The organism is Lactiplantibacillus plajomi (assembly GCF_005405405.1).
GTDB classification, from domain to species: Bacteria; Bacillota; Bacilli; order Lactobacillales; family Lactobacillaceae; genus Lactiplantibacillus; species Lactiplantibacillus plajomi.
The window spans coordinates 1-9026 of sequence record NZ_BJDZ01000046.1 but is presented as its reverse complement, the minus strand read 5'-3'; the positions used below and the strand labels follow the sequence as shown (position 1 = coordinate 9026).

13 protein-coding genes are annotated in these 9026 nt (G+C 46.5%); 6 read left to right on the top strand and 7 right to left on the bottom strand.

Features of this window, described 5'->3' with window-relative positions; translation table 11 throughout:
• Positions 1–129: 129 nt before the first annotated feature.
• Positions 130–1551, bottom strand: coding sequence for an oligosaccharide flippase family protein (locus tag FFM82_RS13020; RefSeq protein WP_137646202.1), 1422 nt, complete (start codon positions 1549–1551; stop codon positions 130–132).
• 230 nt (positions 1552–1781) lie between these two features.
• A complete protein-coding gene (locus FFM82_RS13015; protein ID WP_170178309.1) occupies positions 1782–2450 on the bottom strand; it encodes a sugar transferase in 669 nt (222 codons plus the stop codon).
• A gap of 380 nt (positions 2451–2830) precedes the next feature.
• Between FFM82_RS13015 and FFM82_RS13010 the strand changes: the two genes are divergently transcribed.
• Entirely contained in the window at positions 2831–3136 is a 306-nt protein-coding gene (locus FFM82_RS13010; RefSeq protein WP_137646200.1) for a hypothetical protein, read from the top strand.
• A 67-nt stretch (positions 3137–3203) separates the two neighbouring features.
• Here the strand turns inward: FFM82_RS13010 and FFM82_RS13005 are convergent, their stop codons facing one another.
• From FFM82_RS13005 to FFM82_RS12995, 3 genes are all read right to left on the bottom strand, one after another.
• Entirely contained in the window at positions 3204–3431 is a 228-nt protein-coding gene (locus tag FFM82_RS13005; RefSeq protein WP_137646199.1) for a DUF2922 domain-containing protein, read from the bottom strand.
• Between the two features lie 21 nt (positions 3432–3452).
• Positions 3453–3665, bottom strand: a complete 213-nt coding sequence (locus tag FFM82_RS13000) for a DUF1659 domain-containing protein (protein ID WP_137646198.1) — start codon at positions 3663–3665, stop codon at positions 3453–3455.
• A gap of 216 nt (positions 3666–3881) precedes the next feature.
• Positions 3882–4424 (bottom strand): sigma-70 RNA polymerase sigma factor region 4 domain-containing protein, encoded by a 543-nt coding sequence (locus FFM82_RS12995; RefSeq protein ID WP_137646197.1) that lies wholly within the window; start codon positions 4422–4424, stop codon positions 3882–3884.
• Between the two features lie 279 nt (positions 4425–4703).
• Here FFM82_RS12995 and FFM82_RS12990 point away from each other — a divergent pair, with 279 nt between their 5' ends.
• The 3 genes from FFM82_RS12990 to ntdP all read left to right on the top strand — a co-directional run bounded on the left by FFM82_RS12990 (position 4704) and on the right by ntdP (position 6911).
• On the top strand, positions 4704–5444 hold the full coding sequence (locus FFM82_RS12990) for a hypothetical protein (protein WP_137646196.1): 741 nt from the start codon (positions 4704–4706) through the stop codon (positions 5442–5444).
• Between the two features lie 14 nt (positions 5445–5458).
• Positions 5459–6262: a recombination regulator RecX gene (recX, locus tag FFM82_RS12985; protein ID WP_137646195.1), complete on the top strand. Its 804-nt coding sequence runs from the start codon at positions 5459–5461 to the stop codon at positions 6260–6262.
• A gap of 100 nt (positions 6263–6362) precedes the next feature.
• Positions 6363–6911, top strand: a complete 549-nt coding sequence (gene ntdP / locus FFM82_RS12980) for a nucleoside tri-diphosphate phosphatase (RefSeq protein ID WP_137646194.1) — start codon at positions 6363–6365, stop codon at positions 6909–6911.
• Positions 6912–7041: 130 nt separating this feature from the next.
• Here the strand turns inward: ntdP and FFM82_RS12975 are convergent, their stop codons facing one another.
• Positions 7042–7767 carry a C40 family peptidase gene (locus tag FFM82_RS12975; protein WP_137646193.1) on the bottom strand — a complete coding sequence of 242 codons (726 nt, stop codon included), beginning with the start codon at positions 7765–7767 and terminating at the stop codon, positions 7042–7044.
• 182 nt (positions 7768–7949) lie between these two features.
• Here FFM82_RS12975 and FFM82_RS12970 point away from each other — a divergent pair, with 182 nt between their 5' ends.
• Together FFM82_RS12970 and FFM82_RS12965 are read left to right on the top strand one after the other, a co-directional pair.
• Positions 7950–8324 carry a helix-turn-helix domain-containing protein gene (locus tag FFM82_RS12970; protein WP_137646192.1) on the top strand — a complete coding sequence of 125 codons (375 nt, stop codon included), beginning with the start codon at positions 7950–7952 and terminating at the stop codon, positions 8322–8324.
• Between the two features lie 119 nt (positions 8325–8443).
• Positions 8444–8638 carry a type II toxin-antitoxin system Phd/YefM family antitoxin gene (locus FFM82_RS12965; protein ID WP_137646191.1) on the top strand — a complete coding sequence of 65 codons (195 nt, stop codon included), beginning with the start codon at positions 8444–8446 and terminating at the stop codon, positions 8636–8638.
• A 223-nt stretch (positions 8639–8861) separates the two neighbouring features.
• Here the strand turns inward: FFM82_RS12965 and FFM82_RS12960 are convergent.
• A partial coding sequence (locus FFM82_RS12960; protein ID WP_170178308.1) for a transposase occupies positions 8862–9026 on the bottom strand: 165 nt, incomplete at its 5' end.

The window sequence follows — 9026 nt, the reverse complement described above, 5'->3', positions numbered from 1 at the left end:
CTTCGGCCGTGAATTTGCTTCTAGGCATAGTAAAATCCCCTTAGAGTTGATAGACGAAATTATAGTTTTTCATCTGTCAACCTTAAGGGGACTATAGCAGGTATCAAACCAACGGGGATTGCTTTAGTTTTAGGCCCGCTTTTGACGGACGAGCTTTAAGGTTTGCCAGATCGGTGGTCGTAAGCCAATCAGTAAGATGACGTAGACTAAAGCACCGATGATGATTTGAAGCATGAGGTTGGTGAAAGAGGGCCGCATCGTGACGTTTAGGTAGTAGGTGACCGCAAACATTAACATTCCGGCCAGAACGTATTGGAGGGTCCCACCAATTAGTGGCCGGAAATTCAACTGGTGGCGAGTCGCGTAAAGTTGGTAGCCGGTGACGCACAGTTCAGAAATCAGGGTCGCCACCATTGCACCGCGAACGCCGAAGAAAATAATTAGGGGAACGTTAACGATGATGTTGACGAGTGCCCCCAGGGTGACGGAGGTGGTGAAGGCCGCGGTCTGCTTTGTTGGCAGCAGGTATTGCTGACCAAGCACGTTGCTTACGCCAATGATGATCACGACCGGGGCCTCAATCATGAGCAGGACGTCCACGCTGGTGAAGGCCCGACCGAAGAAGAGTGGGGCGAGGGTGGTTGCAACTGCCATGATGCCGAACGCCATTGGCACGGCGATACACATAACGACGTCGAAGGAGACGTACAGGTATTTCTTAACTTTTTCAAGCTGTTGCTGCATAAATAAGTGGGCGATGTGCGGTAACATGACCGTCCCGGTGGCGGTGACTAGTGCGAGGACGAGCTTGATCAGCTTATCCGAGTAATCGTAAAATCCCGCCGATTTGACCGAGTCTAACTGCCATAACATGGTCTTATTTAGTGCCAGGTAGACCGTGGTCGCAATTTGGGGGACAAAGAGCGCTAACGACGGTTTGAGATGGCGAAAAATCGTCAGCTGTCCCCATTGCGGTCGGTCAACCGCGTGGCGCAGGTACGGCCACAGCGTGAGATTACCAACGAGTTGTGAGCCGGATAAAATCAGTATGTAAATGCCGGTATCCGCGCGATGCTTAACGAAAATGAAGATTAGCGCTAACGAGACTAGCTTCACCAAGGTGTTTCTCAGAACCGTCTTTTTGAAATCCTCGATACCCATGAAGTACCACGAAATATCGAAGGCCCCAGCAATGATATAAAAAGATTGATAAAAGAAATAAATCCTAAATTGACGTTCCCACAGTAAAAACAGTAAAAAGCCAAGGTAGGCCAAACTAATGGTCATAATTTGTAATAATTCGATTTCCCAAAAAGTTTGTGAGCGGGCGTGCCGATTATCCCGAATGAACGCAATTTCGCGGTTCCCGTAAATGGTAATCCCGACTGTCCCGAAAAGGAGGAAGTAGGTGATCACCGAGTTAGTTGAGGCGTTGATGCCAACGCCGGTAGGTCCCAGCACCCGTGAGATATACGGGACAGTGAGCAGAGGGGTCAGCAAGATTAAGACGTTATAACTCGCTGTATAAAAAAAGTTTTTAACGATGCGCATGTTGATACTCCTTGGATCACGACTAGATTAGGCGTTAGTTATGCCCGTAATAAAGTCATTGTAGCATAGCGATTATAGCGCGGATAGTGGGCTAATTCGGTTTGGTGCCCGTATTAACAAGCTTAATATTTTGAATTGTTTTTTAAGATAAAATAAAGACCATTTACATCATAAAAGAAGTGATATAGGATATAAAAAAACGACCAGCGAGTGGCTGGTCGTGCGTTCAATCAATAGGCCCCGTTCGGGTGGACCATCACAATGACGGTTTTGAACATCACGTAGAGGTCAAAGCTAACGCTTCGTTTTGAAATGTAAAGTAAGTCTAATTTAACCATTTCGTCAAAGCCGACGCTATTGCGCACCGTTGCCTGCCAAAGGCCGGTACAGCCAGGCTTAACGCTGAGCCGTTGCTTATCGTATTCGGTATATTCCGCGACTTCGCGCGGCAGTGGCGGGCGCGGTCCGACCAGACTCATTTGACCAAGTAAGACGTTCACGAGTTGTGGAAGTTCGTCGATGCTATATCTGCGGATGAAGCGACCGGTTTTAGTGACCCGGGGATCATCGTGCATTTTGAACATCGCTCCGTCAACATCGCTATCTTTAAGTAATTTTGCCAATAATTCATCGGCGTTAGAAACCATTGAGCGAAATTTATACATTTTGAAGGGTACTTGGTTTTTCCCCAAGCGTGTTTGTGAGTAAAACACCCGTCCTTTGGGATCCTCTACTTTGATGGCAATTGCCACGATTAGAAATAGTGGTGAGAGGATAATTAAGCCACAGAAGCTAGCCACAAAGTCAAAAACGCGTTTAATGATCCGATATGCATAACGCCGGTGTTGGCGGGTTATGTCAATGGTAATCGGTTGAATTTCTCGTTCCTTGTATTCCATAAGTAACACCCTATACTTCCTTTTTATTCCTCCGCAGAATTAGCGGGGTAGGTATATTACCAACCAAGTGATTTTAAGTACAGTCCTGCAAATAAAATCCGTAACTTAAACATTGTAGTATAAAACGATGATTAAGTAAATGTGAATTATGAGCAATCCCCGTGCACTTTTAGCCCCATTATAGCAAAAAAGATTTTGCTGGAAACTAATTGCTTATTTTCTGGAATGGTTAGTTTACAAAAACATCGAAATAATAATTTTTCTTTAATTATTACCGATTTACTGTTAATAGTCAATTTTTACCGGAAGTCAGTATTATTTTGGCCGGATAAACGTTACAATAGCGGTAACGATAACTTACAGGTAAAGGATGGCAGAACATGACTGACGACGGCATGGCCGTTTTTCCGGCGGACTATAATTCCTCATATCACTTGATTCTCCAACGGGGGACCGAACACTACGCCTATTATTATTTTAAGGTGGATAAGCTTGATCAACGGGTGATTTTTTATGATGACGTCGAACGTAGTGGTATTTCAATTAAGACCCAGATTACGCGGACGTTTATGCGTAACCTAGTTAAGGCCATCGATTGGCACCCGGTCGGCAATAGTATTATTATCGAGATTTATACGGTCCATCGCGATGAGACTAAGGCGACCCGGCTCGCTTGTGATATCTAGTGAATGATAAATAAAGGCGCGCCCCCGGTCTAACTGACCGGGGGCGCGCTGTGTTGAGGGGCAGTTTTTAATCCTTAGGCGCTTCGATAATTGGCGTTTCGATTGTTTCCACGTACTTAGCGGCTAACGGTTGGGCAACCAGGTCCTCACCGCCCTTGTTGAAGAGCTTGCTGGCGGAAAGTTCGGCCATGGCTTGGCTCACGACTTCTTTACTTAAATTGTCGTTCGCGTAGTGTAACTTCACGTGGTGAACCTTGTTTTTGCTAGTTTTAAAGCTCAGGTCTAAGGTCTTCATTTAGTAATTCCTCCTTCAAGGTTAAGCGGTCGTGACGGCGGTGTATTCGAACGAATCGTTGATTTTGGCGCTGAAGAAGTCGTTACCGGTTACCGTTTCGAGTACTTTGGCAAAGGCAAGTAGTTGTTCATCGTTGGCATCCTTGACGATTCCGGTAAAGTTTTGCTTGAGCGGTTCGCCGGTCGGTGTCAACATTTCAACGGCAAGGGTAGCTTTTAACCAATTTTTATTCATGGGTGGAACCTCCTGTGAGTTGTTAGTGGTAGGCTGGCCAGCTTACACTAATACAAACGGCTGACGCCGGCCAATTGTGCAAACTAATTTTAGCCATGATCTAATTGCCAGCGTCGCTGTATTCGGCGGTAGTGACCCCTGTAACGTATTCTGACTGTTCTTACGGACAATCAGCCAATAGCGGTAATTACGGCTTAAATCGTTCGAATTAACGGTTTAACGTTGCCGTTGGTATAACCGGTGGGCCTTCACCAGTAGACTATGTCGCCAGTTATAGACGGTCCGGCGGCTAACGTGGTGGCGTTGCATGATGGTGCTAACCGGTTGCGCAGCGAGAAAGAACTCGGTTAAGACGATTTTTTCGCCGGGCTGGCAGCGGGCACTTAACTGGCGCAGTAAGTCGTGCAACAGCAGGTGGTCGTCGTGGTGGGCGATTGGATCTACCGTGATGGCCGCGGCCGCCGTTAAGTTAACTTGGTGGTCACGCCGTAAATTTTGGCGTCGGAGGTAGTCGATTGTGCGCCACTTGATCTTGCGGAACGCAAATTTTTCAAAGTCCGCCAGGTATTCTGGCAGCGATTGGTCGAAATTTTGGTAAGCCGATAGCCAGGTTAGGTGCGCAACGGTGACACAGTCTTCGAACTGGGGGTGACAGCGCGTCACGTTGGCCGCTTTCAAAGCGCCGTACAGCAGGCGTTGATGGGCGGGTTCGGCGAGCAGGGCAAAGGCAGCTTGGTTATCAAGACGGTTGGTTGACATGGTAATCCCTCATTCAGTTGGTTTTCCCCGGCCAAGGTTGTACTCAGTGTAAATGGCCGGCAACCGAATGACGACCCGCGATAAGCGGTAACTTTCCGTAAAAATAGCTCGATTATTAAAAAGTTGATTAGAACGAGGAAATGCTGCTATAAACACTTGGTTAATACGTACATGACTGGTAAGATGTGGTTGAAATCAGTTAACCGTTTTCTGCAAGAAAAATTTATTTTTGCAGAAAACAGCCGTCTGTCGCACTTGTCACGTTAAGGAGGCCACCGCATGTTTGAACTAACCCCATCAACTTGGAACCAGCTGCCGAAAGTGATCATTACCGATGAACCCGAAAGCTTACTGCCGTTTGCAAAGGCAGACGACAACTGTCGTTTAGCCTTTGGGGCCACCCTAGCGCTATTAAACATCAGTGACTTAGGGTTACGCGCGCAAACAATTGTGGTCGACGCCCGGCGTGGTATTATCACCACACCGATTTCGACCAGCCGACTAAATAAACGGTTAGTGCAGACGCTGCCGTATGGTTACGTGCAGGTCAGGGATATGGTCGTGGCCAAGCTTGGGGCGAGTCGGACCAAGTTACCAATCATAACGGCGCAATGTGGACTGGTTCCCTTAGGCGCGGTCACCCGTGAAGCCACTGATTGGATTGCAACTCACGGGTTAAGTCAGCTGTGCCGCGATGGCGATAAAACCCGTTTTGAGTACCAGAACGGCCTGCAGCTGGTCGTTCCTAAAAGGTACTCGGCGATGGATAAGCAAGTTCAGCGGGTGCTAAAATTACAAGCTGGCTACCGTCAATTACAGGGAATTAACGACCAGCAGGATGTATACCGAGCGACCGAGGCGCGCTACCCCGCGTATAATAATCGGATTAACGAGCGGGTCATCTTCGAATTCTTTAAAAGCTTTCGGGATGATTACGGTCTTGATCTCTCAGATGAGGACATACGCTTTTATCAGTGTCATTATTTTGGTAAATTAGAGGGTGAAGATTCTTTGAAATGATTGAGGGCTAGTTAATGGTTAAAAAAATAACAAAAATTATGGCGCAGAAGCGGCCAGGACGTTATAACGTGTACTTAGACGACCAGTACGCGTTTCCCATCAGCGAAGCGGTGATGATTAAGTATCGCATCTTTAAGGGGATGGAAGTCGACGCCGCGTTAAAGGCTGAAATCATCGCGGCCGATGACGTTTCAAAGGCCTATTCGCGCGCCCTTGATTACTTATCACACCAATTAAGAACCGAAAAAGAAGTCCACGATAAGTTGCGTGACGAGGACGTCGATGAGACGGTCATTGACGCGACCATGCAGCAATTGCGGGAGTTACGGCTGTTAAATGATCAGCAGTACGCCGACGCCTACGTTCGTACGGCCAAGCGGACTTCTGATAAGGGACCGCGGGTTATTCGCCAAAAGCTCCGGCAAAAGGGCGTTGGTGAGCAGCTGATCGATGACGCCTTGGCCAACCAGTTCAGCTTAGAAGAGCGGGTTGATAATGCTACCGAACTAGCGCAGAAACTGGCGCGGCGGTATCAGCGGCAGGCGTTTAAGACCATGCAACAAAAGGTGCGCACCGGCCTAATGACGAAGGGCTTTGATACCGAAACCATCGGCATTGTCATCGAGAGTCTGGATATAACGCCGGATCCCGATGAACAGTGGGCAGCGTTGGTTGAACAGGGGCAAAAGCTATGGCGGCGTAATCGTAAATACGCCTTTTCCGAGCGGGCGTTACGCACCAAGCGGAACCTGTATCAGAAAGGTTTTTTAATGGACGATATCAACCGCTTTATTGACGAACAGAACGAAGCCGAGTGATTTCCCGTAATTGAATCCCCGCGGATTAAAAAAATCTGGTATAATGTTTATTGAAATTCGATGAAAATCATACCCTAAGTTCGAGAAAGTTGGGTTATATATGGCGCGCGAGGCTAAAGGACCGAAGGAAGGCGACTTCATTACGATCAAAAGCTATAAGCACGACGGAAGTTTACATCGAACTTGGCGCGATACAATGGTACTCAAAACGAGCGAGAACGTTTTAATTGGTTGTAACGATCACACGCTGGTCACCGAAGATGATGGCCGCCGGTGGGTGACGCGGGAACCGGCTATCGTTTATTTTCATAAGCATTATTGGTTTAATATCGTGGCGATGATTCGCGATAACGGCGTTTCGTACTATTGCAATTTGGCGACACCGTACGTTCTGGATAAAGAGGCTTTGAAGTATATCGACTATGATTTAGACGTTAAGGTCTTTCCGGATGGTGAACGCCGGTTGCTGGATGTAGACGAGTATGAAGAACACGGCGCCCAATGGCACTATTCCGCTGACACTGATCGCATTTTAAAGGCGAACGTTAAGGTGTTGGTCGATTGGATTAAGCATAAGAAGGGGCCGTTTTCGAAAGAATACATCGACATTTGGTATAGTCGTTACCAAGAATTATCACGTCGGCAATAGCTCTGCTGACGGATTGTCAGTAGCGTAATTAAGTACAAAAAAGGTTCCCCGGTGGGGAATCTTTTTTGTACTAAGTTTTAAAAAACCGACCCGCAACTGCGGGTCGGTTAGGGGAGAATCAATTTGAGGGTTAAGCGCCGAGGTTAACTGGGCGGCAATAGCCAACGGCATGCCACCACGGCACGTAAATCTTTTCTTTTTTAACGCCACTATTTTGCGCGTCAATCATCTTACCGCCGCCGGCATAGATGCCGACGTGCGAGATGCTGCGCTTACTGTTACCGAAGAAGACCAGGTCACCCTTCTTGACGTTACGCTTAGAAACTTTCTTATAAGCATTGTATTGAGCTTGGGCAGTCCGTGGTAACGACTTTTTCGACGCACTCTTGAAAATGTACTTGGTAAAGCCTGAGCAGTCGAAGACGTTTGGCCCGGTAGCGCCGTAAACGTAACGGTGACCTAACTTAGACTTGGCAACCTTGTAGAGGTTGGTGTACGACTTGGTACTCTTCTTAACGCCGTTCGTGCGTACCCAGCCCTTAACGTTTTGGTTGGATTTCTTCACGTAGTAGTACTTCTTGGTGGCGCCATTCGTTTTGACGCTGCGCTTTTTGGTCACGAACCAGGTCGTGTTACTGTAATTACCAAGTTTGCTGACTTTTTTGATCTTAGTGTTGTTCTTAGCACCACTCATCTTATAAAGCGCGGTGCTGCTCTTCTTACGTAAGTAACCGGTTTTTGACTGGTTGGTCGAACTAACGACCCGGTTAGTGCTGGCAGAAACGGCCGGTGCTTGCCACATCGCGACCCCTAAACCTAAGGCTGCAATTAAGGATGCAATCAATCGTTGTTTCATTATGTAATAATCCTCCCCGAATTCCCCTGTTAATTAACAATCTATGCAACCATCATAATGCCTTTATGTAACAGCAATGTTTCAATCCGGTTGCGGTTGCATTAATTATTAGATGTTCTAAGTTTCATTTGTATTATTTTTCGATATTAATTATTGTATGAAAAGAAAATGGAGGTGCCAACATGGCATTTATGAAGTTGGATAATGGTGAACTACTTAAAAATATTCGGCGCTTTGCAAAGAAGAACGGCTTAACGCTGGCCGAAGTTGCCACGTTGGCCGGACTCAGTGCCAGCGCTATTTATAGTTGGAAGAAGCATACGCCATCCGTTGGGACGTTAAAAGAAGTGGCACAGGTGTTGGGCACTAATTATACGAAGTTAGTTGGTAAGGAGAAGCTGAAACATAAGTCGGATAAGGCAAGTGCGGTCGATTTAAAAAAGATTATTGAAAACCGTAAGAACGACTTTGAATACGGGGGTCAACCGGTCACCCCAGAGCAGCTTAAAATTATTCGCAACGTTTTAAAAACCATGTTCAAGAATCAGGGGCTTTAAGTTTTAATTAAAGCTGGCATAATTCGTGCAACCGTTCGCTAAGTGGTGTAGAATACACACCAATAATTCATTTTGCCGGTTGATCCGGGGATAAGCACACTAGATTGGGAGTTGGGTCTATGAAGAAAGTGACGACAGCATTAGCCAAGAAAAATATTAACCAGTTACTGACGATTGTTAACCAGGGCCACGATACGATTGAGGTCGAAAATCCAAACACCCAAGACTCTGCCGTCATGGTTAGCATGAAGGACTGGTTGAAGATTATGGCACAATTAACGAAAAATAATCAGCAGGACGTGGAGTTCAGCTAGTTTGGATTGGCAACTACCTTACTAGGTAGCTGTTTTTTTTGGTCAAATTTCATTACTAGTTGTTATAATAGACAACACGTTACTGGGGAGCAAAGCTGTTTTTGGGGAATAGCATCGGGCTTTTTATCTGGGGGAGAATATTTATGAAAAGTTCCGTAAAAAGGTTTTATAAGACCAATCTTTTTTGGCGTGTCATAGTGATAGCAATTTTTTTAGAACGTGTTTATAATCTTTTCAAGAGTATTCGCAGGAAGGCTAAGCTAATCATCATCTTACTGGTGTTCAGCTTTCGCTCACAATTGCGCCAGAGGCGCCGATATTTTCCTAGCCAGCTAAAACTGCGTTCGATAACCCAGCGTTGCGGGGTCACTTGACCGTGCCTAAGGTC